This window comes from Ruania suaedae (assembly GCF_021049265.1).
Lineage (GTDB): Bacteria > Actinomycetota > Actinomycetes > Actinomycetales > Beutenbergiaceae > Ruania > Ruania suaedae.
This window is the reverse complement of the sequence record NZ_CP088018.1, coordinates 803,488-828,478: the sequence shown is the minus strand read 5'-3', so window position 1 is coordinate 828,478 and position 24,991 is coordinate 803,488. Positions and strand designations below refer to the sequence as shown.

The following is a 24,991-nucleotide window of genomic DNA, read 5'->3' as shown; positions in this document are numbered from 1 at the left end:
GATGGCAACGGATCAGGGCAACTCGACGATCGCATCGGCCGCGGGTACCTCGGCGGCGGGTTCCTGCGACCGCGAGATCAGCAACACCATCGCGCAGCCACCGAGCACCAGCGCTGCCACCACCAGCAGCACCCGGTAGTCGACCACCGCCACCAGCAACGCGCCGGCCGCGATGGACAGGATCTGGGGCAGCGTCATCGAGATGTTCGTCGCCGCCGCCGTGCGGCCCTGCAGCCGGGGCGGGGTGAGGCGCTGCCGGGTGGTGATCATCGCGACCATCATCCACGGGATCACCGCGCCCGCCACGAAGATCGCGACGATCGCCACCGGGAGCAGGGGCAGGCCGACCACGTCGACGGTGAACGCGAGCGCAGCCACGCCGATGACGGCCAGCGAGGTCCCCACCGTCCGTGCCGGACCCCACCGGCGCAGCACCAGCGCCGAGGTCAGTCCGCCAACGATCGCTCCGGCACCCTGCAGGCTCATCAGCACCCCGAAGAACGCCGGATCCATCCCGAGCCCGTGCTCGACCACTTCGAAGAGCACGGTGTCGAACAGCCCGATCACCCCGAACGCGGCGGCGACCACGACCACCATCCGCAGCAGCAGCGGCACCGAGCGCAGGTGCGCGAAGCCCGCGACGGCGTCGGTCCAGAAGGAGCTTCTCTCCCCGTCGGGGTCGGACTCGACCACCGGCACCGACGCGATCAGCGCCGCGGTCACCACCAGCAGGCCGGCCACGCCGAGCCCGAGCGCCGGGCCGCCCCAGAGCACGTAGAGCCCGGCCCCGATGGCCGGAGTGAGGATGCGCAGGCCGTTGTCGACCGTGGAGAGCATCGCGTTCGCCGAGTCGAGCTGGTCGTCGGGCAGCAGGTCCCGCAGCAGCCCCGACTGGGCGGCGCCGTTGAGGACCCCGAGCGCGCCGTAGAGGACCGTGACGGTGTACAGCAGCCACAGCATCCCGGCGCCGTCGATGAGCAGCAGCGAGGCGGCGGCGCCGGCCGCCACGAGGTTCGCGGTGACGATGAGCGGTTTGCGCCGGACCCGATCCACGAGCAGCCCGAGCAGCGGGGCCAGCAACGAGGGGATCGCCAGGGCGAGGAAGACCAGTCCGGCCGCGCTGGAGGAGCCGGTGAGGTCCTTGGCCCAGACCGCCAAGGTCAGGAACAGGGCGCTGTCGGCCAGGTTGCCGACCGTCCAGCCGCCGAGCAGGCGGCAGAAGAGGCGGTGCCGCAGCAGCGTCCTCATCGGTTCTTCTCCCCGGCACCGCCGGCCTCGGGCGCGGCCGGTTCCACCAGGTAGGTGGCGGCGAACAGGCGGACCGGACGCCCGCCCTCGGGGCGCAGTTCGGGCTGATCCCAGCGGGGCACGTACTCGCGCACGATCTCACCGATCCGCTCGGAGAGACTCGCGGCCTCCTCGGCGGTCAGGTGGAGGGTGGCACCGGTGGTGCTCAGCACGTTCTTCCACCCCGACGGCGCCGCTCGCCCGGCCGCCCGGCGCAGCCGTTCGGTCTCCCACTCCAGGAACGAGGACTCCAGCGCCCGGGCGGCGAGGTCGCGCTCGGAACCGTCCCGCTCCCCCGCCGACCAGGACTGCTCGATGTCGACCACGCGCCACGGGCGGTCCCTACCGGTGGCGCCCTCGACCCGCTCGATGTAGCCGTGCTTGGCGAGGGTGCGCAAGTGGAAGGAGCAGTTCGCCGGAGTCGAGCCGACCAGCGCGGCGAGTTCGCTCGCCGTCGCGGTGCCCTCGATGGCCAGACGCTCGAACAGCTCGATCCGCAGGGGGTGGGCGAGCGCGCGCATGGCGCCGGGGTCGTCGATCCGCATGGGACCACGATAGACGCGCAATAACTCTTTCGCAATGGTTCTTGCACGTTCTGCCGTACACGCGTGGGCAGCGTGTGCACCGAACGCCTGGTCGAGATCGAACGAGCCCTGATGGCTTTCCTCGGCATGGCTCGCTGACTCAACGTCCGAGCACGCTCCGCAGGAAGTCCTCGGCCGCGGCAGGCAAGCGGGCGCTGCGCCGCCAGACGACGTGGAGCTGCCGGCGTAGATCCACCTCGGGCACGTCGATCTCCACCAGTCGCCCGTCGCTGAGCTCAGCCCCCACCGCGAGCGCCGAGAGCACCGCGGGATACCCGCCCGAGGCGACTTCCACCTTCACCGCGGCGTTCGAGTCGAGCTCGAGTACCGGCTGGACCGGCTCCCCCAGGGCCCGGGTGAGCGCATCCCGCGTCCCCGAGCCGTCCTCGCGCGAGGCCAGCGCCATCCCGACGAGCTGCCGGCGGGTGAGGGGGCGCCGGCGCCTGGCCAGCGGGTGGTCCGGGCCGACCACCAGCGCCAGCCTGTCGGTCCCCACCCGCCGGCGGGCCAGGTCCGAGGGCACCGAGGGCGACTCGATGAACCCGAGGTCGACCTCCCGGGACCGCAGCGCCGCCACCACGTCCGCCGAGTTCATCACCCGCAGCCGCACCGGCTGCCCCTCGCTGCGACGCCGGTATGCGGCGAGCCAGGCGGGCATGAGGTACTCCCCGACCGTCTGGCTGGCGGCCACCACCAGTTGGGCGTCGTGCTGGGAGGCCAGTGCGCGCGCCCCGGTCACGAGCACGTCCGCCGCCTCGACGACGGCCCTGGCCCAGTCCGTCACGGCCCGCCCGTCCGCGGTGAGTTCGGCTCCGCGGCTGCGACGATCCACCAGCTCCAGTCCGAGCCGCCGCTCCAAGTCCTTGATCCGGGCACTGGCCGAGGGCTGGCTCACGCCGGCGGTCCGCGCCGCCGCCGAGATGCTGCCCCGGTCGGCCACCGCGACGAGCAGACGCAGCATGTCGAGGGTGACTTCACGGGTCGCGGGCATAGCCAGAGCCTATAGCCATCCAGGTAACCGGTAGGTAGTGGATGCGCGGCGTGCCCGGCATCATCGTGGGCATGGCACCACCCACTCCACCATCTAGCGCTGGGAGAGCGGCCCGGGCGGGGTGGCGGCCGACGCTCACCGCCCTCCTTCTCTGCGCCGCACTCACCGCTGCTGCCACCCTGACCGGCCGCGCCCTCCCGCTGATCGGCCCGCCCGTGATCGCCGTGGTCGCCGGCGCCGTCGTCGCCACCGTGGCCGGCTCCCGCCGTCGCCACGCCTGGGCTCCCGCGCTGCCGATCGCCAGCCGATGGGGGTTGCAACTCGCCGTGGTCCTGCTCGGGGTGCACCTCTCCCTGGGCGAGGTGGCCGCCGTCGGGGGTGGGGCACTGCCCGTGACCATCGGGACCTTGCTGATCTGCCTGGGGGCCGTCGTCGGGCTGGGGCGCCTGCTGGGCGTCGAGCGTGACCTGCGCACGCTGATCGGCGTGGGCACAGCGGTGTGCGGAGCGTCGGCGATCGCGGCGGTCACCCCCGTACTGCGCCCGGCCGGCACCACGGTGGCCTACGCGCTGAGCACGGTGTTCGTATTCAACATCGCCGCCGTGCTGGCGTTCCCGGCGCTCGGTCACGCGCTGGGGCTGAGCGATGAGGCGTTCGGGGTGCTGGCGGGCACCGCCGTGAACGACATGTCCTCGGTGGTGGCCGCCGCGGACAGCTACTCGCCCGAGGCCGCGCACACCGCGGTGGTGGTCAAGCTCAGTCGGACGCTGGCGATCATCCCGATCTGCCTGGTGCTGGCGGCGGTGGTCGCCCGCCGCGATGCCGACGCAGCCCGGAGCCCAGTCTGGCGGCTGGTGCCGTGGTTCCTGGTCGGATTCGTGGCGGTGGCGGCACTGAACACGCTCGACCTGATCCCCGCCGGGGCCCAGAGCGCGGGCGCGCACGTGTCCACCCTTCTCATCACCGCCGCGCTCGCCGCGATCGGGCTCGCCACCGACCTGCCCGCACTGCGCCGGACCGGACCGGCGCCCTTGCTCCTGGGCGGCGCGCTGTGGCTGGTGGTGACGGGGGCGAGCCTGGCGTTGCAGGCGCTGATCTGATCGGTGACCTGGCCCAGGCCGAGCGGTGACAGCGACGCCGGTTCCGGCCAGGATGGTCTCCACCATGCCCGCGCGAGACGAGAGGTGAGCCGTGGCCGAGCCGGCGTTCGTGGGGGAAGGACGCTCCGCCGTCGTGACGGGCCTGCTGGAGGCCTATGACCGGATACGGGCGGGCGGACCGGCGCAGTGGATCGCACTGGAGGCACCCTCGGGCTGGGGCAAGACACGCCTGCTGCGCGAGCTCTACCGGCAGCTGGCGGCAGGGCGGCAGCCCGAGCCGCGGTACTGGCCGCCGGACCTGTTCGGTGGGGAGGTTCCCGAGGAGGTGGGTGCGCGGCGCAAGCGAGTTGCCCCCGAGGTCGAGCACACTCCCGGCAGCCTGCCCGGCTTCCTCTGGTGGGGGATCGCCTGCTCCCTGCGCGGCGGGGTCTCCTCCGCCTCGCTGCGCCAGGACCTGGCGCAGGTGCAGGCCCACGCGGACTATCTCGAGGACGCCTGGCGCGAGGTCGCCCCCTCGCAGGGACGGTGGCGCTCGGGGCTGCGAGACCTCGGGATCGCGGCGGCGGACGAGGCAGCGATGGAAGTGGCGGGGACGGCGGTCGAGGCGGTGGTCGGCGCTGCGATCCCGGGCCTGGGTCTGGTGCGCTGGCTCGGTGAACGCGGGGTGGCAGGGGCGCGGGCTGCGGCCGAGCGTCGCGATCGACTGGACTCCACCGACCGGATCGCCGCGCCGGACCTCGTGGCCGAGACCACAGCCATGCTCAACCGGCTGGCGGTGCCTGGCCTGCCGGTGGTGATCGCCGTCGAGGACCTGCACGATGCCGACCAGGGTCTGGCCGATCTGCTCGGGTCGCTGGTGTGCGGCACGGCGTCGGTGCTGGTGATCTCCACTTCCTGGCCCGGGCGCACCGAGGACAACGAGGAGGTCCGGCGCGCCCTGGCCACGGCCGGCGACCGGGTGGTGCGCCTGGACCACCGGACCACGCGAGCGCCGGACCCGTTCGGACCCAACGCCTCGCTCGGGGCGCTGGAGCAGGCGTCGCTCGAGGCGATCGTGCGCAGCCACTACCCGCAGGTGGCCGACGGGACCGCCGCGCTGATCGCGAGGCGTTACCCGAACCCGCTTGCGCTGGAGTTGTTCTGCCAGCTGCCCCGCGTGCGGCGCCGAGCCCGTTCGGGCGAGCTGCGCCTGGACGCCGCGACGATCGCCGAGGCTCCCGCCCAGATCCGCGGGCTCTACGCCGAACTCTGGCGTGAGTTGCCGGAGGCGGTGCGGGAGGCGCTGAGCCTGGCTGCCCTGGGCATCCCGGCCGTGCTCGACCCGGCGACGGCTGCCGCCGAGTGGAACACCGACCTGCTGCTGTCGGCGCTGCGGGACCTGGACTGGCCATCGCTACCGGAGATCACCGAGGCGCTGCACACCGGCAGCGACGCCTATTCCTGGGCCCGGTCAGTGAGCGCCATGCTGCGCACCTTCACCGAGCGCGACCAGCGGGAGATCGCCGCCGATGACGACACCTTCCTCGTCGGTGAGGACCGCATCGAGGTGCGTACCGCGATCGGCGCCGCGCTGGGCGCCTTCCTGCACGATCGTCTCCCCAGCCTGGACGCAACCGAGCGCCACCACCTGGCCGATCTCGCAGCGGTGCTGCACGCCGAGGGGTTTCTGAGAGATCCGGACGTGCTCGCCGACGCGATCCGGCCCGCCGCCGAGTACCTGTGGGACGACCAGCGCGATCTGCCCCGGTACCTGCGACATCTGACCCGGGTGATCGAGAGCCGGCCCTCACCGGACCGGCTGGTCCGGGCCCTGCTGATGCGGGGGCACGCCCTCCAGCTCGCCGGCCACCTGACCGAGGCGCTGGCGGACGCGGACGCCGCCGGCCAAGCGTCGGAGGCTCCCGAGCTGTTCGCGCTGGAGGTGCTGAACCTGCGCGCCCACGTGCTGACCGCGCTGCAACGCACCGAGCAGGCGGTCGAGGCGCACCAGGAGCTGGCCACCCGGATGCGGGCCGAACGTGGCGCCGAGCATCCGGACACCCTCGGCGCACGGGCAACCCTGGCCGGGGTGCTGTCGCAAGCCGGGCGGGGCGAGGCGGCGCTGGACCTGATCCGGAGCACGCTCGCCCGTGCCGAGCGCCACCTGGAAGCCGACGACGTCCTGCTGCTCGGCCTGCGCGGCAACCTCGCTGCGCTCCTGGGCAACCACGGACACGGCGATGAGGCGCTCGTCCTGCTCGGCGACCTGGAACGGGTGTGCCTGCAGCGGCTGGGCCCGGAGCACCCACGGACCCTGGCGGTGCAACGCAACCGTGGCGCCGGGCTGCACGCGGCCGGACGCCACGAGGAGGCGGCCGAGATGCTGCGTGCGCTGCTCGCCGTCCACGACCGGGCACTCGGGGCGGACCACCCGGACACCTTCCGGGTACGTCGGCTGCTCGGCCTGGCTCTGACCGAGGGCGCCGACCCGCAGGAGGGCATCGACCTGCTGACGGCGGTGCATGCCCGGGAGGTGGACGTGCTCGGCTGGGACCACCCCGACGTCCAGTCCACCCGGCGATCGGTGGCGGAGGTCGCACTCCGCCTCGGGGACGCCGAGACCGCGGTGCGCCTGCTGGAGCGGCACGTGCGGGATTGTGGGCGGATCTTCGGGGCTCACTCGCTACCGTTCCGGACGGCGCAGGTACAGCTGGCGGCTGCGCTCACCCACACCGATCGAGCCGGTGAGGCGCGTGCGCTGCTCGAGGACGCCGCCGCCGGTCTGAGCGAGGTCGTCGATCCCTGCTCGGAGCCGATGTTCCACACGCGCCAGCTCCTGGGGCGGCTCCGGGCCGACGCCGATCCGGGCGGTGCCGAGGAGGAGTTGCGCGGCTGTGCGCAGATCGCCACCACGTTGTGGGGCACCGTGGATCCGCGCACGATCGACGCCCGCGACGACGTCGCTCGCCTGCTGCGTGCGCACGGCCGGCAGCCGGAGGCGCTCGAGGTGTGGGAGCAGATCGCGGTGGATCTTCCCGGTCAGGACGTCGATCCGGAGATCGTCGCCTACCTGGGTCAGGTGATCGCCGAGGTCAGGGCCGAGCTGGGGTGAGCCGCTCGGCGATCCAGGGGTCGACCACCGCGTGGTAGGCCTCGGTGCGGTCCCGCCGCACGCAGTGCCCGGCACCCTCGACCACCTCCACGTGGACGAGGTCGTTGCCGAGACCCTCGATCTCGGCGATCTGCGCCGGATCGATGATGACGCCCTCGGTGCCCGTCACGATCAGCGTGGGCATCGTCAGCCTCGTCACGATCTCTCGCCACGGCTCCGACGGCGTGGCGCGCCCGAGGGTCAGGAAGTCACGGTCGACCTGCTCGTAGGAGGCACGCCAGGGCGCGATCTCCGATGCCGGCCAGGACGCGCCGGGCTCACCGCGCCCGCCGAGGAAGGCCTGCGCACGCTCGCGCTCCTGCTCCTCGGTCAGGTCGCGCCAGGCCGGGTCCTCCAGCACGAGGGCACGCACGAGGTCCGGACGGCGAACGGCCACGGCCGCGGCGGTGGCCCCGCCCATCGAGTGCCCGAGGAGCACGGCCGGATCTGCCAGGTCCTCGAGCACGCCGATGATCTCCTCCACCATGAGGTCCACCTGCGTGCCGTCGAGTTCCTCGGCGCTGAACCGATCGGAGTCGCCGTGCCCGAGAGCGTCCGGGGCGATCACCCGGTAGTGCTGCTCCCACCGGGTGACGGCGTCGGCCCAGCACCGGCCCGAGTCGGTGATTCCGTGCAGGAGCACGAGCGGCGGACGGTCGGCCGGCCCCCAGGAGTGGACGGCGAGGCGTGAGCTCATACCCGGGAGTCTAGATCCCGGGCCGGAGCCACCGGATTCGTCCTAGGCTGAGCAGCGACCCCGGAGGTGAACAGATGACAGAGCCCGCCACCACACGGCGCCACGAGCACCTCGATTCGATTCTCGCCGAGTTGACCGCGCTCGAGGACCCCCGGGTCCGCGCAGCCAACGAGGCCCGCGGGGACGACCACGGGGTCAACCTCGGCGCCTTGCGGGTCCTCGCCAAGCGGCTCCGGACCCAGCACGATCTCGCACTCGCACTGTGGGCCACCGGCGACACCGCCGCGCGGTTGCTCGCACTCCTGACCTGCCGTCCGAAAACCTTCGCACCTGAGCAGCTGGATGCGATGCTCCGGGAGGCCCGTGCCCCCAAGGTGCAGGACTGGCTCGTGAACCACGTGGTGAAGAAGAGCTCGCACGCGGAGGGGCTGCGACAGGCCTGGCTGACCGACACCGATCCCGTGGTGGCCGGTGCCGGGTGGTCGCTCACCGCCGATCGCGTGGTGAAGGATCCCGATGGACTAGATCTGGACAGCTTGCTCGACGCGATCGAGGCGGGGATGGGCCACGCACCGGACCGCCTGCAGTGGCCGATGAACACCTGCCTGGCGCAGATCGGAATCTCCGACCCCGACCACCGGGAGCGCGCCATCGCCATCGGGGAGCGGCTGCGGGTGCTGGAGGACTACCCGACCCCGCGCGGCTGCACCTCCCCGTACGCACCCGCGTGGATCGCCGAGATGGTGCGGCGCCAGAACGCCGAGTAGGGAGGCGGCAGACGATGAGCCAGGAGATCCCACCGGCGCAGGCCCGCCACCGGCGGCGGGTCCGGCAGCTGCTCGCGGGCTCCCACCTCTCCCCCACCGAGGTGGTCCAGCGCGCGGTCGCGCTGCAAGGCCAGGATCTGCCCGCCGTGCTCCGGGCGATCGCGATCCGCTCCCGGCCGGGAACCACCGTCGACGACGTCCGGCAGGCTTTCGACTCCGGTCACCTCGTCCGGTCCTGGCCGATGCGGGGCACCCTGTTCGCCACCACGCCGGGTCACCTCGCCACCCTGCTCTCCCTGACGGCGGAACGCACCCACCGGGCGACCACCCGCCGTCGGGAGCAGCTCGGCTTGGACGATCGGGGGATCGGGCGGGCACGCGAAGTCCTCGCCGAGGCGCTGCAGGAACGGCCCCGCTCGCGCGCCGAGGCCCTCGCGCTGTGGGAGGCCGCGGGCCTGGCGACGGCGAACGGGCGCGGCTACCACCTGCTGATGCACCTGGCCGTAGGCGGGCTGATGCACTGGGGCCGGTTCGGATCGGCCGGCGGCCAGCTCCTCGAGCTGTCCACCGCCCCGGCGCCGGAGGACCCGGACGCGGCGCTCGCCCAGGTCATCCGTGGTTTCGTCGCCGCCCGCGGGCCGGTGACGCCGGAGGACCTGGCCTGGTGGACCAAGCTGCCCAAGACGCCGCTGCGCAGCGCAGCCGCCACGATGGAGGACCTGGTCGACCTGCGCGTGGAGGGCACCCGGTGCTGGGACCTCGCCGACGATCCGGTCACGGAGGTGCCCGACGGCGACGACCCGCCGGTCGACCTGGTCCCGGGCTTCGACGAGTGGATCCTGGGGTACGCCGACCGCTCGTTGGTGGCGAGCTCACAGGCGCTGCGGGCGCTCGTCCCGGGAGGCAACGGGGTGTTCCGGCCGGCAGTGCTCGTCGACGGCGTGGTGGTGGGGACGTGGCGACGCCCCCGCACGCCCGGCGGCGCCGTCCTGGAGCTTGTAGAGGAGGTCGACACGCGCACCCGGGCGCGCATCGATGCCGCACTCGCGCAGTGGCCGCACGACTGAGGGCACGCGGAATGAGCTGCTCGATACGCAGCTGTCACAAGAACGAACTACCGTGATGGCTGTCCTCACCACGAAAGGTCTCTCCATGCCCGAACGGGTGCACGTGCCCAGCTCGACCGGTCCCCACCTCGCGGGGGTGCTGGACATGCCCGAGGGCGAGGTGCGCGGGTGGGGGGTGTTCGTGCACGGCTTCACCCTCGGCAAGGACTCCCCGGCCGCCGCGCGGATCTGCAAGCAGCTGGCGGCCGAGGGGATCGGCATGCTGCGCTTCGACGCCCTGGGCCTGGCCGACTCCGACGGCGACTGGGGTGACGGTTCGTTCACCGTGAAGGTCCATGACACCGTCAGCGCCACGCACTTCATGGCCGAACGCGGCACCCCGGTCTCGATCCTGGTCGGCCATTCCTGGGGCGGTGCGGCAGCGATCGCCGCCGGCCGCGACGCGGACGTCGGCGCCGTCGTCAGCATCGGGGCTCCTTCCGACCCCAGCAACGTGGAACGCCACTACGACGCCGTGGTCGACCGCGCCTGCCAGGACGGCAGCGCCGAGTGGCTGGTCGGAGGGCGGGCGCTCACCCTCAAGCGGGACTTCGTGGAGGACGTGCGGCGCGCGGATCTGACGGACAAGATCAGCTCCCTGGACCGGCCGCTGCTGATCATGCACTCCCCCACCGACCAGACGGTCGGCATCGAGAACGCCAGCGAGATCTTCCGGATGGCTCGCCACCCCCGCAGCTTCGTCTCCCTGGAGGGCGCCGACCATCTGCTCACCGAGCCCGGCCAGGCCCAGCGTGCGGCGCGCATCGCGGCAGCCTGGGTGGAGCCGTACCTGCGCTAGGCCCTCAGGGGCGCAGTGCCTGGGACCCGATCACCGACAACAGCCGCAGCTTCTCCTGGCTCTCGCTGCCGGGAACGGCGGTGTAGACGAGCAGCCCGTGCGACTGGTCCGGATCTAGCAGCCGCTGACAGGTCAGCTCGAGACGGCCGACCTCCGGATGGACGAATCGCTTGACCTCGCGGGGGCGCAGGCCGACCTCGTGCCGGTCCCACACGCTGCGGAACTCCTCGCTCGCCGCCATGAGCAGATCCACGAAGTGCGCGGCCCGGGAGCCCGGCCCGCGCAGGGTGGCGATCTCCCGCAGACCCGAGCAGTACATCCGGGTGAGGAACTCATGATCCTCCGGGGCGTAGACCTCCCGCGAGGTGAGATCGGTGAACCACCGGTAGCCCAGGCTCCGCTCCGGCCCGGTGAACCGGGTGGTGTCGCCGAGGAGGGCGACGCCGGTCGGGGTCTGGCGCAGTGTCTCCCCCAGTTCGGTGGTCACCTCGGCCGGGGTGTCGGTGAGGCGATCGAGGATCCGCAGGATCCCCGGGGCCACGTGCTCGCCCGCGCCCCGCACCGGCGCGTGCTGGCCGGCGAGCCGGAAGAGGTGGTCGCGTTCGGTCAACGACAGGTGCAGGCCCTGCGCGATCGAGGCCAGCATCTGCGGTGAGGGGTGCGGGCCGCGCTGCCGCTCCAGACGCGAGTAGTAGTCGGCGGACATGTGGCACAGGGCCGCGACCTCCTCGCGCCGGAGCCCGCCGGTGCGCCGTCGAGGGCCGCGCGTCAGTCCGACGTCCTCGGGTTGCAGCGCCTCGCGGCGATGGCGGAGGAACTCGGCGAGTCCGGCGCGGTCGATCATGGGGTCTCCTTCGGGCGGATCCCTCTGTTCTACCGCGAGAAGGGCCGGTGAGCCTGGGATTGTCAGGCCGTGGCTACCGCCGCGCCGGCGAGCGAGGATCGAGGGCATCGACCCACTAACGAGGAGTACCCCCATGGCACGGCGAATCATCGACATCACGATCCCGGACCTGACCGGCCGGCGCGCCCTGATCACCGGCGCGAGCGACGGGATGGGCCTGATCATGGCCGCCCGGCTCGCCGCGGCGGGCGCGGAGGTGCTCATGCCGGTGCGCAACCCCCGCAAGGGGGAGGCCGCCGTCGCGCGGATCCGGGAGCAGGTGCCGGGGGCCGCGGTCTCGCTCCGCACGCTGGACCTGTCTTCGTTGGACTCGGTGTCCGCACTGGGCCGGGCCCTCCTCGCGGAGGGGGAGCCGATTCACGTGCTGATCAACAACGCCGGTGTGATGACGCCTCCGGATCGCCAGCTCACCGCCGACGGCTTCGAGCTGCAGTTCGGCACCAACCACCTCGGTCACGTCGCCCTGGTCGCGCACCTGCTTCCGCTGCTGCGGGCGGGCAGCGCCCGGGTGACCTCCCAGGTGAGCATCGCGGCCCGGCGCGGGCGGGTGAACTGGGACGATCTGCAGTTCGCGCATGGCTACGACGGTCACAAGGCCTACAGCCAGTCGAAGATCGCGTTCGGGCTCTTCGGCCTCGAGCTGCACCGTCGCAGCCTCGCCGGCGGGTGGGGCATCACGAGCACTCTCTCGCACCCGGGGGTGGCGCCGACGAACCTGCTGGCCGCCCGGCCGGAGATCGGCCGCAGCAGCGACACCACGGCGGTGCGCCTGATCCGGTGGCTGTCGGCTCGCGGCATCCTGGCCGGCACACCGGCGTCGGCGGGGCTGCCCGCACTGCTCGCAGCCACCTCCCCCGAGGCCGAGGGCGGGGTGCTCTACGGCCCCGACGGTCCCGGCACCATCGGCGGCGCACCGGCGCAGCAGCCGCTCTACCCGCCGCTGCGCAGCGAGGAGGACGCCGCCCGGATCTGGCAGGTCTCGGCCGAGCTGGCGAGGATCACCTTCCCGTCATAGCCCGGCGATGCCGGAGCGCCTCAGAACAACGGCCACGGAACAGCCGGGGCCTCCCCCTCCGGCAGCGGGAACACACCCGTCGCGAGCAACCGCTCGCACCGCTCGGTGAGGGCGTCGACCTCCGCCGCGCTCAGCAACGCGGCGAGAGCCTCGCCCACCTCACCACCCAACCCCGAGCGCACCCGGTCCACCCCGGCGATCTCGTCCGGGTCGAGGGCGTCACCGGTCCACCCCCACAGCACGGTGCGCAGCTTCGGCTCGGTGTGGAAGGTGACTCCGTGGTCCACGCCGTAACGGTGGCCGCCGGTCACCGGCAGGACGTGGCTGCCCTTGCGATCGGCGTTGTTGACGAGCACATCGAAGACGGCCATACGCCGCAGCGCGGCCGAGTCCTCGTGGATAACCGCCAGTGGCCGCCCACTCTCGTCACTGCCCTCGAGCACGGTGCGCCACCCGTCCGTGGGGACCGCCTCCGTGGGGACCACGTCCACCGGGTCCTGCTCAGGATCGGGCTCCTGCCAGCACTGCACCATGCCGGCCCCGAGCGGACCGTCCCGCAGCCAGGTGCGCGGGACGATCTGCCATCCGAGCGCTTCGGAGACCAGGAAGGCGGCCACCTCCCGGGAGGCGAGAGTCCGATCCGGGAAGTCCCACAGCGGGCGTTCGCCGTCCACGGGCTTGTAGACCACGGCGACGTCGCCGATCTGTCCGAGGAACGTCGCATTGGAGGCGACGGTGATCCGCCCCCTCAGCTCCAGTTCACCCTCGTGGAGATCGAGCTCGCCGGGACCGGTCTGCGGTCTCACCGGCCCTCACTCATCGGTGAGTTGGCAGACGTGTCCGTCGGGGTCGATCGGGCGGGCGCACAGCGGGCAGATGGGACGCCCGGCGAAGGCGACCTCCCGGGTGCGCTGGGCGAAGGCACGGGCAGCACCGACCGGGATCCGCACCCGGAGCACCTCACTCGGTTCGTAGACCGCATCGTCCTCCGGGCCGGCGGCCTCGTCCTCGCCGGAGAGGTCGAGGGCAAAAGCCTCGATGACGATCTGGGCGGTCCGGGGATCCCAGCCCAGGCCCATCGCCCCGGAGCGGAACTCCTCCTCCACCGGCTGCTCGAGCGGATCCTCGTCGACCAGCTCGGCGGGGACGTCCTTCGGCGCGGTCACGGGGTGGGCGTCGTCGGCGGAGAGCTCATCCAGGAGCTGGTCCATCTTCTCGGCCAGCAGGACCGACTGCTCCTTCTCGAGCGCGACGCTGATGCAGCGCGCGCCGTCACGCACCTGCAGGTAGAAGGTGCGCTCTCCGGGGCGGCCGACCGTGCCGACGACGACACGGTCGGGCCAGTCGTACTCGTGGACGAGGGTGGGCATGCAACCAGTCTACGAGCCGTGGCCCGGCTCGGCTCGTGCGGTGGCTCCCTCGTTCCCGGGTCCGCCGCCGACCGGGGCGTCGGCGACCGCGCCGCCGGCGCCCAACCACGTCAGGTCGCCGAACTCCGTGTTGGTCGAGACCACGTCCGGCCGGGTGGCGCCGTAGCGCACCAGGGAGATGGACGCCGGACCGACGTTGATGCGCTGGAACAGGTCGAGGTGCATGCCCAGCGCGTCGGCCAGGACGGACTTGATGATGTCCCCGTGGCTGACGGCGGCCCACACCGCTCCGGCGCCGTGCTCGGCCTCGATGGCGGCATCGCGACGGCGCACGGCAGCCACCGCGCGCGCCTGCATCCCCGCGAGCGACTCACCGTCGGGGAAGGTGACGGCAGAGGGCTGGCTCTGGACCACCGACCACAGCGGCTCCTTCGCCAGCTCGCTCAGAGCCTGCCCCTGCCACTGCCCGTAGTCGCACTCGGTGATTCCCTCCTCGAGCTGCAACTGCGGGGCGTCCGGCTGCTGTTCGAGCAGGAGGCGGGCGGTCTGCACGCATCGCTCGACCGGACTCGAGACCACGCTCACGAGGGGCACGACGGCGAGTCGCTGCGCGGTGCGCTCGGCCTGCTCCCGGCCGAGATCGTCGAGCAGCACGCCCGGCGTGCGACCGGCGAGGACGCCGTCGACATTGGCAGTCGAGCGGCCGTGGCGGATGAGGATGACGGTGGCCATCCCTGCAGCCTAGGACCCGGAGTACATGCCGCCACTCTGACATGATCGGTCTCCCGCACGGCAGGCACGAGAGGAGCAGCGTGACCGAGGTGAACGAGTTCGGCCAGCCGGTCGGCGAGGTGGTCCGGGGCTGGAGTCCGGTGCCACGCCCGGCGGCCGAGATCCTCCGTGGCCGGTACTGCACCCTGGAGCGCCTCGAGCCTGCCCGGCACGCCGACGATCTGTACGACGCTTATGCCGCTGCCCCCGACGCTCGGGACTGGACGTACCTCGGAGTCGGCCCGTTCACCGCTCGGGAGGACTACCACCAGTGGGCGCAGGGCGCGGCGGGAGGCACCGACCCCCGGCACTACGCCGTCGTGGTCAATGCCACCAGGCGTGCCGTGGGCACGCTGGCGCTGATGCGCCAGGACCCCGCCCACGGCGTGATCGAGGTGGGGTGGGTCACCTTCTCCCGTGCGTTGCAGCGCACCTGGGCGTCCACCGAGGCGCACTACCTCCTCATGCGGTACATCTTCGACGAGCTCGGCTATCGCCGCTACGAGTGGAAGTGCGACAGCCTGAATGCTCCCTCGCGCCAGGCGGCCGCCCGCCTCGGCTTCGTCCACGAGGGCACGTTCCGGCAGGCGGTCGTGGTGAAGGGACGTAACCGGGACACGGCATGGTTCGCCGTCACCGACGGCGAGTGGCCGGGTGTGCGCGCAGGTTTCGAGGAGTGGCTCGACCCGGGCAACGCCGACGACGACGGTCGCCAGCTCTCCCCGTTGCGCACGCGGGGCTCAGGAGGTCACCGTTCCGGGCGGACCAGACCGGACTCGTAGGCGGCGATCACCATCTGGGTGCGATCGCGCAGCCCCAGCTTGCTCAGGATGCGGCTGACATGGGTCTTGACGGTCTGCTCCGAGACGAAGAGCTCGCCGGAGATCTCGGCGTTGGAGAAGCCGCGGGCCACGGCGCCCATCACGTCGAGCTCGCGTTCGGTCAGGCCGTTGAGCTCCGGGCCCGGCTCCGGCCGGCGGTGCGGACGGGCGGCGTAGTCGGCGATCAACGAGCGTGTCACCCGGGGTGAGAGCAGCGCCTCGCCGGCCGCCACCACGCGTACGGCGTGGATCAGCTCCTCGGGAGGGGAGTCCTTGAGCAGGAAGCCGCTCGCCCCGGCGCGCAGCGCGGAGAAGACGTACTCGTCGGCATCGAAGGTGGTGAGGATGACCACACGCGGCGGCGTGCCCGGCATGGCACCGATGGCACGGGTGGCGTCGAGCCCGCTGACCTTCGGCATCCGGATGTCCATCAGCACCACATCGGGCTGGGTACGGCGCACCAGGTCGGTCACGCCGAGCCCGTCCTCGGCGGTGCCCACCACGGTGACTCCGGGCTGGGCGTCGAGCAGCGCAGCGAAGCCGGCACGGATCATCGACTGGTCGTCGACGATCGCCACCCGGATCTCCCGCTGCTCCTCTGCCGGCGTGACAGGGGTGGAATGAGGGACCATGGACCCAAACTATCGGCGCTCGGCGACCGCGCGCGGCGCAGAGGCAGATATCCCTCGTGGGTAAGGGTGAGATGGCTCCCAGGAGGGACGCGACGTGAGAGCGGGAGACCATAGCGTGCCGGATATGGAAGAGCAGGCACCCTCGACTCGGCTCGCACGGCTTGCCCGCGATTACCGCTACATCCTCTTGGGTCTGCCATTGGCCGCCGTGAGCTTCGGCCTCCTGGTACCCCTGGCTGCCTTGTCAATCGGCACCTTCGTGATCTGGCTGGGCGCCTTGCTCATGCCCTTGACGTTGCTGCTCGCCACCAGCATGGCCGACCTCGCGCGCAGCCGGCTGCGATCCTGGGGCCGGCCGGTGCCGCCACCCCACTACCGGCCGATCGAGAAGACCGTGACGGGCCTGATGCGGGTGATGACAGACCCGCGCCGCTGGTTCGATCTGGTCTTCGCCACCATCATCGCCTTGCCGCTGCGCCTGGTCACCTTCGTGCTCGCGGTGACCTGGTCGGCGCTGGCTCTTGGCGGCCTCACCTCCTGGTTCTGGCAGCTTGTCATCCCCGGATCGAGCGCTGGCACCGGCTGGCCACTACTGCTGGAGCTCATCGCCCCCGAGCTCGCCCCGCAGAGCGCACGCGGAATGTACGTCCTCGATTCCGCGATCAATCTGGTGGTCGGCGCGCTCGCATTGATCACCCTGCCACGGGTGGTCCACGGACTTGCACAGGTGGACGGCCTGGTCACCGGGTCATTGCTGGGAAGGGGGCCCGCACCAGCGGCACCGGGCTGGACCACCAGAATCCCGACACCCGCGCTGAGAATGACCGCGATCGGGTGGACGTGGTTGAGCGCCGGCTTCGCTGCCGTGATCCTGCTCGCCGTCGGCTGGCCCGTCCTGGCGAGTGTGTACGAGATCAATCCGGCCATCGCGATGGTGCTGGCGATCACCCAGAGCGCCGCGCTCGTGCTCGCGGTGCGCTGGCCAGGTGGCGGCGGTGCGGTGATCCTGCTCTCGACACTGGGGACCATCCTCGCGGCTGCGAATCTCGCCGGATCGGATCCGGATCCGCACGGCCCATGGCCCTGGCCGGTGACCACCTTGGTCGCCTATTGCCTGGTGATCGTCGTGATCGCGCTGCGTCACCACTGGCTTTGGGCTGCGGCGGTGTGGTCCACCGGGACGATGATCACGGTCGGGGCCTACCTGGTGATCGCCGGTCGGATACCCGACGGCGGACTGGCCAACGGCATCGTGCTCGCCTCGATCAGTGCGGGCCTGGGGCTGCTGGCGATTTTCGGCCGCTTGTGGATGCAGAACCTCGGCCGGGCCGAGCGGGCTGAACGTGTCAGCGCCGAAGAACTGCAGCGACGCCGTGATCTCGAGGAACGCAACCGGATCGCGCGCGAACTGCACGACGTGGTCGCGCACAGCATGTCGGTCATCAATGTCCAGTCCACGACAGCGCGGTACCGCAAACCGGGCATCCCGCCAGAGATTCAGCACGAATTCGACGACATCGCCGAATCCTCCCGCCAAGCGCTGAACGAGATGCGCTCACTGCTGTCGCTGCTGCGCACCGGTGAGGTTCCCACCGCACCGGTGCCCACCGTGGCCGACATCCCGGATCTGATCGAGGCCACCCGCGCCTCCGGCGCCCAGATCACGTACTCCGGCCCGGACACCACCGTCTCCCCGGCGGTCGGCCTGACGGCGTTCCGCGTGGTCCAGGAGGGCCTGAGCAACGCCTTGCGTCACTCCCCCGGGTCCACCGTGGAAGTGACGGTGGTCGCCGAGGCCGACGCCGTCACCGTGCGGGTGCTGAACTCGGCGCCGGTCTCCGACGCCGACCACGCTCCGGGCTCCGGTCTGGGCCTGGCCGGCGTCCGCGAGCGCATCGCGACAGTGGGCGGCACGGTCGAGGCCGGCCCGCGGCCCGGGGGCGGGTACCGGCTGTACGCACGGATCCCGATCGACGGCGGCGAGCAGACTGCCCCACCCCTACCTGAGTAGGCGCGAGAATCGCTCGTGCGGGTGACGCGCCGGGGCCGACCACGTTCCTAGCGTGCAGACCATGACGACGAACACCCTCGAGCACACCGCGGACGTCACGCCACCGCCCCGGGCGGCTCGACCGAACCCCGCCAAGGACTTCCTGGTCCTCTCCCGCCGGGTGAAGGCCGCCGGCCTGATGCGCCGCCGTCCCGGCTGGTATCTGGCCCGGGCCGTGGTGCTGGCGTGCGCCTTCGCCGGGGCCATCGCGTTGCTGCTCACCCTGGGCCAGAGCCCCTGGCAGCTCGCCGTGGCGGGGCTCTTCGGGGTGCTGCTGACCCAGGCCGCCTTCTTCGGCCACGACGCAGCGCACCAGCAGGTCTTCGATTCCGCCCCGCGCAACGAGTGGCTCTCCCGGATCCTCGCCAACCTGGTGGTCGGGCTCAGCCACGGATGGTGGGCGCGCAAACACGGCAAGCACCACGCGAACCCCAACACGGTCGGCAAGGACAGCGACATCGCCACCGGCGCACTCGTCTTCGATCCGCAGGACGCTCCCGCACGCACCGGGGTGATCGGATGGATCACCCGGCGCCAGGGGTGGCTGTTCTTCCCGATGCTGACCCTGGAGGGGCTGAACCTGCACGTCAGCGCCGTGCGCATGCTGGCCGAGGACCGCGACCTGAGCTACCGGCGGATCGAGGCGCTAATGCTGACCATCCGCCTGGTCGGGCTGCCGGTGCTGGTGATCGCGACACTCGGCCCGTGGCTGGGTCTGGCGTTCCTCGCCGTCCAGGTCATGGTCTTCGGCGTGTACATGGGGGCCAGCTTCGCCCCCAACCACAAGGGGATGCCGCTGCTGGCCGAGCGCGACACGATCGACTTCCTGCGCCGGCAGGTGCTGACTTCGCGCAACATCGGCGGGGGCCGTCCGATCTTCTGGGCCATGGGCGGATTGAACCACCAGATCGAGCACCACCTGTTCCCGCGGATGCCGAGCGTGAACCTGCGATTGGTCCAGCCGATGGTGCGTGAGTACTGCGCCGAGAAGAACATCCCCTACACCGAGGCCGGGCTGATGGAGTCCTACGGGATCGTCATCCGCTACCTCAACCGGGTCGGCCTCGGCGAGGCGGACCCGTTCGAGTGCCCGCTGACGTCGCGCTACCGGCCGTTCTGATCGGGACTGCCGGGAGCCGGTCATCCGCCCCGGTTCAGCGCCTCCAGCGCGATGGTGGTGACCTCGGCGAGGAGCGCATCCCGCTGCGGGGCGTCATGGCGTCCTGACCGGACCGGTGCGTCGGGTGCGCAGGCCCACCACCACCGCGATGGCGATCAGCACGAGACTGGTCGGGGCCATCAATGCGGCAGTCACGGCACCGGCCGAGCGGTCGAATCGCTCGGCGAGGTCGGCGCTCAAAGCGATCCAGAAAACGAAGGTGAGCGTGTTGTAGGCGGCATGCATGACCACCGCCACCTCGACCCCGCCCGTGCGCCAGGTGACGAACGAGGTCGTCAGGGAGAACACCACGTAGAACACGTTCCACCACGGATCAGCCGCGGTGTGGATGACGGCGAACACGGCGGAGGAGACGAGGACGCCCAGCAGCAGCGAGATCCACCGGCCACGCGCCCAGCTGCCGGCGACGCGGAAGACCAGGCCACGCAGACCGTACTCCTCACCCGCCGACTGCAGCGGCACCAGCAGCACCATCACGACGAGCATGAGGACCGTGTCCCGCTGGGACCACATGGCGGTCCCGCCGGGCGCCAGCAGCTCAGTGGTGGCGAGGGCGACGACGAACGCCGGCACGATGACGAGCAGCGCCCGCCCGAACAGGGTGAAGCGGAAGTGGGAGGCGACCGAGTGCAGGGACGCGGCCGGCACGCCGTACAACCAGCGTTGGATGACCATGCTCCACGGGATCAGCAGCGCCGTGGCGATCAGAGCCGCGGCGAAGGTCACCGGGCTGTAGGCCTCAACCGCCTCGCCCCAGCCGTCAGGGAAGAGCATCTCGTCGAGCCACTGCCCCAGGTAGGAGAGCGCGGCGATGGCGGCGAACAGTCCTCCGACGAGCAGGACGATGGCGAGGATGCCGCGCCCGATGCGTCGATCCTCCCCCGCCAGGACCCGGTGGTACTCCACGCCCGAGGGCTGCTGCTTCAGTGTCTTCATGACGGCAGTCCAAACCATGTCGTCGCGACAAGGTCAAGTCCTCACAGCAAAGCAACAAGGCCCGGACCTGCGCCGGCAATCCTGCCGACAGTGGTCCGGGCCTTGAGCACGGGGTGGAGCTAGGGGTGTGCTGGTGCAGGACATCGGAATAGGGTGTCGCGGGTCATGGGAATAGGGGTGTCGCACGAGATCGGTATAGCCGCTGTGGCCAGGCTCGTGGTCTATGGACAACAAGCGACGCCTGGTGGTGACCGCGGTGAACTCGGGCCAGTCTCAGTCCGCCATCGCTCGCCGCTACGGCGTATCCCAGAGTTGGATCTCCAAGTTGATGGCCCGCTATCGGCTCGAGGGCGAGGCCGCATTCGTCCCACGCTCGCGGCGCCCCCACACCACGCCGAGGGCCACCGATGCCGAGGTCGTGGAGCTGATCGTGGCCATCCGCGCCCGCCTGTCGCGTGCTGGCCTGGACTGCGGCGCCGAAACGATCGCCTGGCACCTGGGCCACACCCACCACATCGAGGTCCACCGGGCCACGATCCACCGGATCCTGACCCGCGCCGGGCTCATCACCGCCGAGCCGAAGAAGCGACCGAAGTCCTCCTACGTGCGTTTCGAAGCCGCGCAGCCGAACGAGTGCTGGCAATCGGACTTCACCCACTACCGCCTCACCCGCCCCAGCGGACGCGCCGGCGCCGACACCGAGATCATCACCTGGCTCGATGACCACTCCCGCGCCGTGCTGCACCTGAGCGCCCACAAAGCGATCACCTCCACCATCGTGGCCGCCACCTTCGCCCAGACCGCCCGCGAACACGGCTACCCCGCCTCCACCCTGACCGACAACGGCCTGGTCTACACCGTGCGCCTGGCCAGCAAGAAGCGCCGCGGTGGACGCACCGCACTGGAGACCGAACTGCACCGCCGCGGCATCATCCAGAAGAACGGCAAGCCTGGCCACCCCACCACCCAGGGCAAAGTCGAGCGCTTCCAGCAGACCCTCAAGAAGTGGCTACGCGCCCGCCCCGACCAGCCCACCACCATCACCGCCCTGCAAGCGCTGCTCGATGAGTTCACCACCGAGTACAACCACCGACGCCCCCACCGGTCCCTACCCCACCGGGCAACCCCGGCCACCGCCTACACCACCCGCCCCAAGGCCACCCCCGCCACCACACCCGGCGAACCTCACCACCGCGTGCGCCACGACCGCGTCGATACCGCCGGCAAAGTCACCCTCCGCCACGGCGGCACCCTCCACCACATCGGCATCGGACGAACCCACGCCCGAACCCCCGTGATCCTCCTCATCGCCGACCTCGACATCACCATCATCAATGCCGCCACCGGCGAGATCCTGCGCGAGCTCACCCTCGACCCCACCAAGCGCTACCAACCCACCGGACGCCCCCCAGGACCAGCCCCCACGAAGAACTAGCCCGAACCCACAATCCGTGGGTTCGGGCTATTCCGATGTCCTGCGACATCACATGGCGGTAGCGGTGGGATTTGAACCCACGGTGGCTATGAACCACACAGCATTTCGAGTGCTGCACCTTCGGCCGCTCGGACACGCTACCTCGGCGAGCCAGAGTACCCGGAGACCACCGGTAGGCCCAAACCGGCAGCCGACGTAGGCTCGTGCGGTGAGCACAGCACCCTCCCCGGAGTCCGGGATCGACGAGCTCGTCGATCTCCTCCGCGGCCGGACCTTCACGGTTCTCACCGGCGCCGGCGTCTCCACCGACTCCGGCATCCCGGACTACCGCGGCCCCGACTCCCCGCCGCGCAACCCGATGACCTATCAGCAGTTCGTGAGCGACGACGGCTTCCGCCGGCACTACTGGGCGCGTAACCACGTCGGCTGGAGCCACATGCGCCGCACCGAACCCAACGACGGTCACCGCGCGCTTGCCCGGATGGAGCAGCGCGGGCTGGTCACCGGCGTCATCACCCAGAACGTGGACCTGCTGCACCAGGCGGCCGGCTCCCAGCACGTCATCGACCTGCATGGGCACTACAACGAGGTGATCTGCCTGCAGTGCGGCACCGTCGTGACCCGCACCGAGATGCACGAGCGCCTGCAGGCCCTCAACCCCGACTTCAGCCGCGACGTGGGCGACGTGGAAATCGCCCCGGACGCCGACGCCGTCATCGACTCCACCGCCGACTTCCGCGTCCCCGCCTGCACGGTCTGCGGCGGCATGCTCAAGCCGAACATCGTCTACTTCGGCGAGAACGTCCCCAAGGAGCGGGTGGCGCGCGCCTTCGCGATGGTCGAGTCCGGCCAGGCACTGCTGGTGGCCGGCTCGTCATTGGCGGTGATGTCGGGCCTGCGGTTCGTCCGGCGCGCCCACAAGAGCGCGATGCCGGTGGCGATCGTCAATCGTGGCACCACCCGCGGTGACGAGCTGGCCACGCTGCATCTGCACACCGGCACCAGCGAGACGCTCCAGGCACTCGACGCCGCCCTCTGACGGTCAGCGCCGCTGGTCGAAGAACCCCCGCAGCATCACCACGGCCTCCTCACCGCGCACCCCACCGGTCACCTGCACCTGGTGGTTCAGCCGGGAGTCCCGGACGACGTCACGGGTGGAGCCGCACGCGCCTGCTTTCTCATCCCACGCCCCGAGCACCAGGTGCGGCACCCGCGCCAGCACGATCGCGCCGGCGCACATCGTGCACGGCTCCAGCGTCACCACGAGCGTGCAACCGGTCAGGCGCCACCCGCCCAGCTGCTCCCCCGCCGCCCGCAGGGCGAGGATCTCCGCATGGGCGGTGGGGTCGCCGTCGGCCTCCCTGCGGTTACGTCCCACCCCGAGCACCCGGCCTTCGGGCGAGAGCACGACGGCGCCCACCGGCACGTCTCCCGCCTCCCCTGCCGTCCGGGCCTCCTCGAGCGCCAGGCCCATCGCGTCCTCGAGGCGGGCGGTGCCGAGCGGGTTCATGGCTCCAGTGTGCCTGCTTGGCGTCCGACACAGCTTCCGGGACCGGACCGAGGGTGCAACCTCGGTCGACGCCGGGAGCCGAGGTCGATCGCGGGAGCCTGTGTCCACAGCCGAGCGCGCCGCGTTAGATTGGCACCCATGCGCCTGCACGTTGCCGATCACCCGCTCATCGCCCACAAGCTGACCGTGCTGCGGGATGTGCGGACCCCTTCCCCGATCTTCCGGCAGCTCACCGAGGAGCTGGTGACGCTGCTGGCCTACGAGGCCACGCGTGACATCCGGACCGAGACCGAGGAGATCGACACCCCGGTCGCGCGCACCGTCGGGACGCGGATCGCCGAGCCGCGCCCGATCGTGGTGCCGATCCTGCGTGCCGGACTGGGCATGCTCGAGGGGATGACGCGGCTGCTGCCCACCGCCGAGGTGGGTTTCCTCGGCCTGCAGCGCAACGAGGAGACGCTCGAGGCGATCACCTACGCCAACCGCCTCCCCGACGATCTCACCGGCCGGCAGTGCTACGTGATCGACCCCATGCTCGCCACCGGCGGTACGCTCGTGGCCAGTATCGAGTACCTGTTCGCGCGCGGCGCGCGCGATGTCATCTGCGTGACCCTGCTCGCGGCCCCGGAGGGCCTGCGCACGGTGCAGGAGGCCATCGGCGACCGCACGGACGTGACCATCGTGACGGCCGCCGTCGACGATCATCTGAACGAGAAGGGGTACATCATCCCCGGGCTGGGTGATGCCGGGGACCGCCTGTACGGCGTTGTCGACTGAGCCGACTACGCCGGTTCACTCACCCACCGTCGACCCGCGGATCGCGAGTCGGCACACCTGGGTGAGCAGACCCGCTCGCGGCTCGCCGTCGAGCGCTACGACAATCTGTTCGGCCGCAGCCTTGCCCATCGCCTGAAAGTTCATGTCGACCGAGGTCAGTTCCGGCCGGGATCCCGTGGCCAGGATCTCCCAGTTGTCGAAACTGGCCACCGCCACATCGCCTGGCACCGTGACTCCACGCTCTCGCAACGAGTCCAAGCAGCCGCGGGCGATCTGATCCGAGGAACAGATGATGGCGTCGACTCGGGGATGGGCATCCATGATCTGCGTGGTCGCGGCGCGCCCCCATGACTCGGTCCACGACCCGAACATGTCGTGAGCGCCCACCAGCTCCACACCCGCCTCCGCCAACGCCGCAGTGATCCCAGCAAGCCGGTCGTGCGACGCCTGATACGTCCCGTCGCCGAGGATGTGGGCGATACGGCGCCTGCCCAACGAGAGCAGGTGTCGCGTCACCAGCTCACCGGCGCCGACGTTGTCGCAGATCAAGGAGAGATCCTGGGGATCGTCCGAGGGGGCGTAGGTGTAGACCACTGGCACCGGGAGATGGCGGCCGAGGGAGGGCCGCGGGTCGGTGCGGGAACCGACGACGATCAGCCCGTCCACCTTACGTCCGAGCAGGGTGCGCACATGGTGCTGCTCGCGGATCGAGTCCTCGCGAGCATCGGTCAGCAGAACCGACATCTGCTGTGACCCGAACGCTCCCTCGACACCGCGCAGGATCGGGAGCGAGAAGCGCCCGACCAGATCGGAGGTGATCAGTCCCACCGAGCGCGTGCGCCCCGAGACCAGGTGCTGGGCCACCGAGTTGGGGGTGAACTGCAAATCCTCGGCCGCCTCCAGCACCCGGACACGGGTGTCGGCCTTCACATCGGACCGTCCGTTGAGCGCTTTCGACGCTGTGGCGAGGGAGACACCGGCAGCGGACGCCACGTCGCGCAGGGTCGCGCGCACCGAATTTCCAGTCATCTAAGCCGCCTTCGCCATCCCCGCGCACTTGTCCACCCGTTGACCGTACACGAACCGGATGCTAACCTGCTCGAAACTGCCGAAAGCGTTTTCGAGCGTT

24 protein-coding genes and 1 tRNA gene are annotated in these 24,991 nt (G+C 71.1%); 12 read left to right on the top strand and 13 right to left on the bottom strand.

Annotated features, from left to right (window positions below; genetic code table 11):
• Positions 1–12 precede the first annotated feature (12 nt).
• The 3 genes from LQF12_RS03780 to LQF12_RS03770 form a co-directional block, all read right to left on the bottom strand.
• Positions 13–1,248 (bottom strand): MFS transporter, encoded by a 1,236-nt coding sequence (locus LQF12_RS03780; protein ID WP_231054667.1) that lies wholly within the window; start codon positions 1,246–1,248, stop codon positions 13–15.
• Complete coding sequence (locus LQF12_RS03775) at positions 1,245–1,832, bottom strand: winged helix-turn-helix domain-containing protein (RefSeq protein ID WP_231054666.1); 588 nt, start codon at positions 1,830–1,832, stop codon at positions 1,245–1,247. The genes LQF12_RS03780 and LQF12_RS03775 overlap by 4 nt, the downstream gene beginning before the upstream one ends.
• Before the next feature lie 139 nt (positions 1,833–1,971).
• Complete coding sequence (locus LQF12_RS03770; RefSeq protein ID WP_231054665.1) at positions 1,972–2,862, bottom strand: LysR family transcriptional regulator; 891 nt, start codon at positions 2,860–2,862, stop codon at positions 1,972–1,974.
• Positions 2,863–2,933: 71 nt separating this feature from the next.
• On the opposite strand from LQF12_RS03770, the gene LQF12_RS03765 reads away from it, so the two are divergent.
• On the top strand, positions 2,934–3,962 hold the full coding sequence (locus tag LQF12_RS03765) for a YeiH family protein (RefSeq protein WP_231054664.1): 1,029 nt from the start codon (positions 2,934–2,936) through the stop codon (positions 3,960–3,962).
• A 91-nt stretch (positions 3,963–4,053) separates the two neighbouring features.
• Complete coding sequence (locus LQF12_RS03760; protein ID WP_231054663.1) at positions 4,054–7,053, top strand: tetratricopeptide repeat protein; 3,000 nt, start codon at positions 4,054–4,056, stop codon at positions 7,051–7,053.
• Here the strand turns inward: LQF12_RS03760 and LQF12_RS03755 are convergent.
• On the bottom strand, positions 7,034–7,789 hold the full coding sequence (locus LQF12_RS03755; protein ID WP_231054662.1) for an alpha/beta fold hydrolase: 756 nt from the start codon (positions 7,787–7,789) through the stop codon (positions 7,034–7,036). The two genes, LQF12_RS03760 and LQF12_RS03755, sit on opposite strands and share 20 nt — an antisense overlap.
• A gap of 74 nt (positions 7,790–7,863) precedes the next feature.
• On the opposite strand from LQF12_RS03755, the gene LQF12_RS03750 reads away from it, so the two are divergent.
• From LQF12_RS03750 to LQF12_RS03740, 3 genes are all read left to right on the top strand, one after another.
• On the top strand, positions 7,864–8,556 hold the full coding sequence (locus LQF12_RS03750; RefSeq protein WP_231054661.1) for a DNA alkylation repair protein: 693 nt from the start codon (positions 7,864–7,866) through the stop codon (positions 8,554–8,556).
• A gap of 14 nt (positions 8,557–8,570) precedes the next feature.
• Entirely contained in the window at positions 8,571–9,623 is a 1,053-nt protein-coding gene (locus LQF12_RS03745) for a winged helix DNA-binding domain-containing protein (RefSeq protein ID WP_231054660.1), read from the top strand.
• 85 nt (positions 9,624–9,708) lie between these two features.
• Entirely contained in the window at positions 9,709–10,461 is a 753-nt protein-coding gene (locus LQF12_RS03740; protein ID WP_231054659.1) for an alpha/beta hydrolase family protein, read from the top strand.
• 4 nt (positions 10,462–10,465) lie between these two features.
• On the opposite strand, the gene LQF12_RS03735 is transcribed toward LQF12_RS03740, so the two are convergent.
• A complete protein-coding gene (locus tag LQF12_RS03735) occupies positions 10,466–11,305 on the bottom strand; it encodes a helix-turn-helix transcriptional regulator (protein ID WP_231054658.1) in 840 nt (279 codons plus the stop codon).
• Positions 11,306–11,438: 133 nt separating this feature from the next.
• Here LQF12_RS03735 and LQF12_RS03730 point away from each other — a divergent pair, with 133 nt between their 5' ends.
• Positions 11,439–12,380: an SDR family oxidoreductase gene (locus LQF12_RS03730; RefSeq protein ID WP_231054657.1), complete on the top strand. Its 942-nt coding sequence runs from the start codon at positions 11,439–11,441 to the stop codon at positions 12,378–12,380.
• 20 nt (positions 12,381–12,400) lie between these two features.
• Here LQF12_RS03730 and LQF12_RS03725 read toward each other — a convergent pair whose 3' ends face one another.
• From LQF12_RS03725 to LQF12_RS03715, 3 genes are read right to left on the bottom strand one after another with little or no spacing between them, the layout of a single operon-like run.
• A complete protein-coding gene (locus LQF12_RS03725; RefSeq protein WP_231054656.1) occupies positions 12,401–13,186 on the bottom strand; it encodes an SCO1664 family protein in 786 nt (261 codons plus the stop codon).
• A 6-nt stretch (positions 13,187–13,192) separates the two neighbouring features.
• Positions 13,193–13,750 (bottom strand): DUF3090 domain-containing protein, encoded by a 558-nt coding sequence (locus tag LQF12_RS03720; protein WP_231054655.1) that lies wholly within the window; start codon positions 13,748–13,750, stop codon positions 13,193–13,195.
• A gap of 9 nt (positions 13,751–13,759) precedes the next feature.
• Positions 13,760–14,482: an MSMEG_4193 family putative phosphomutase gene (locus LQF12_RS03715; protein WP_231054654.1), complete on the bottom strand. Its 723-nt coding sequence runs from the start codon at positions 14,480–14,482 to the stop codon at positions 13,760–13,762.
• Positions 14,483–14,562: 80 nt separating this feature from the next.
• On the opposite strand from LQF12_RS03715, the gene LQF12_RS03710 reads away from it, so the two are divergent.
• The gene (locus tag LQF12_RS03710) at positions 14,563–15,303 is read left to right on the top strand and encodes a GNAT family N-acetyltransferase (protein ID WP_231054653.1); all 741 of its coding nucleotides are present in this window, start codon (positions 14,563–14,565) and stop codon (positions 15,301–15,303) included.
• Here LQF12_RS03710 and LQF12_RS03705 read toward each other — a convergent pair.
• Positions 15,270–15,974 carry a response regulator gene (locus tag LQF12_RS03705; protein WP_231054652.1) on the bottom strand — a complete coding sequence of 235 codons (705 nt, stop codon included), beginning with the start codon at positions 15,972–15,974 and terminating at the stop codon, positions 15,270–15,272. The genes LQF12_RS03710 and LQF12_RS03705 overlap by 34 nt on opposite strands.
• Before the next feature lie 124 nt (positions 15,975–16,098).
• Here LQF12_RS03705 and LQF12_RS03700 point away from each other — a divergent pair, with 124 nt between their 5' ends.
• Both LQF12_RS03700 and LQF12_RS03695 read left to right on the top strand, forming a co-directional pair.
• Positions 16,099–17,985, top strand: a complete 1,887-nt coding sequence (locus tag LQF12_RS03700; protein ID WP_231054651.1) for a sensor histidine kinase — start codon at positions 16,099–16,101, stop codon at positions 17,983–17,985.
• 61 nt (positions 17,986–18,046) lie between these two features.
• A complete protein-coding gene (locus LQF12_RS03695; protein ID WP_231054650.1) occupies positions 18,047–19,144 on the top strand; it encodes a fatty acid desaturase family protein in 1,098 nt (365 codons plus the stop codon).
• A gap of 93 nt (positions 19,145–19,237) precedes the next feature.
• On the opposite strand, the gene LQF12_RS03690 is transcribed toward LQF12_RS03695, so the two are convergent.
• Positions 19,238–20,140, bottom strand: a complete 903-nt coding sequence (locus LQF12_RS03690; protein WP_231054649.1) for a CPBP family intramembrane glutamic endopeptidase — start codon at positions 20,138–20,140, stop codon at positions 19,238–19,240.
• A 223-nt stretch (positions 20,141–20,363) separates the two neighbouring features.
• Here LQF12_RS03690 and LQF12_RS03685 point away from each other — a divergent pair, with 223 nt between their 5' ends.
• Complete coding sequence (locus LQF12_RS03685; RefSeq protein WP_231052881.1) at positions 20,364–21,575, top strand: IS481 family transposase; 1,212 nt, start codon at positions 20,364–20,366, stop codon at positions 21,573–21,575.
• A 53-nt stretch (positions 21,576–21,628) separates the two neighbouring features.
• Here LQF12_RS03685 and LQF12_RS03680 read toward each other — a convergent pair.
• Positions 21,629–21,717: transfer RNA gene (locus LQF12_RS03680), tRNA-Ser, on the bottom strand.
• 66 nt (positions 21,718–21,783) lie between these two features.
• On the opposite strand from LQF12_RS03680, the gene LQF12_RS03675 reads away from it, so the two are divergent.
• Positions 21,784–22,614, top strand: coding sequence for an NAD-dependent protein deacetylase (locus LQF12_RS03675; protein ID WP_231054648.1), 831 nt, complete (start codon positions 21,784–21,786; stop codon positions 22,612–22,614).
• A 3-nt stretch (positions 22,615–22,617) separates the two neighbouring features.
• Here the strand turns inward: LQF12_RS03675 and LQF12_RS03670 are convergent, their stop codons facing one another.
• Entirely contained in the window at positions 22,618–23,085 is a 468-nt protein-coding gene (locus LQF12_RS03670) for a nucleoside deaminase (protein WP_231054647.1), read from the bottom strand.
• A gap of 138 nt (positions 23,086–23,223) precedes the next feature.
• Here LQF12_RS03670 and upp point away from each other — a divergent pair, with 138 nt between their 5' ends.
• Positions 23,224–23,862, top strand: a complete 639-nt coding sequence (gene upp / locus LQF12_RS03665) for a uracil phosphoribosyltransferase (protein ID WP_231054646.1) — start codon at positions 23,224–23,226, stop codon at positions 23,860–23,862.
• 15 nt (positions 23,863–23,877) lie between these two features.
• On the opposite strand, the gene LQF12_RS03660 is transcribed toward upp, so the two are convergent.
• Positions 23,878–24,891, bottom strand: coding sequence for a LacI family DNA-binding transcriptional regulator (locus LQF12_RS03660; protein ID WP_231054645.1), 1,014 nt, complete (start codon positions 24,889–24,891; stop codon positions 23,878–23,880).
• Positions 24,892–24,991: the final 100 nt, after the last annotated feature.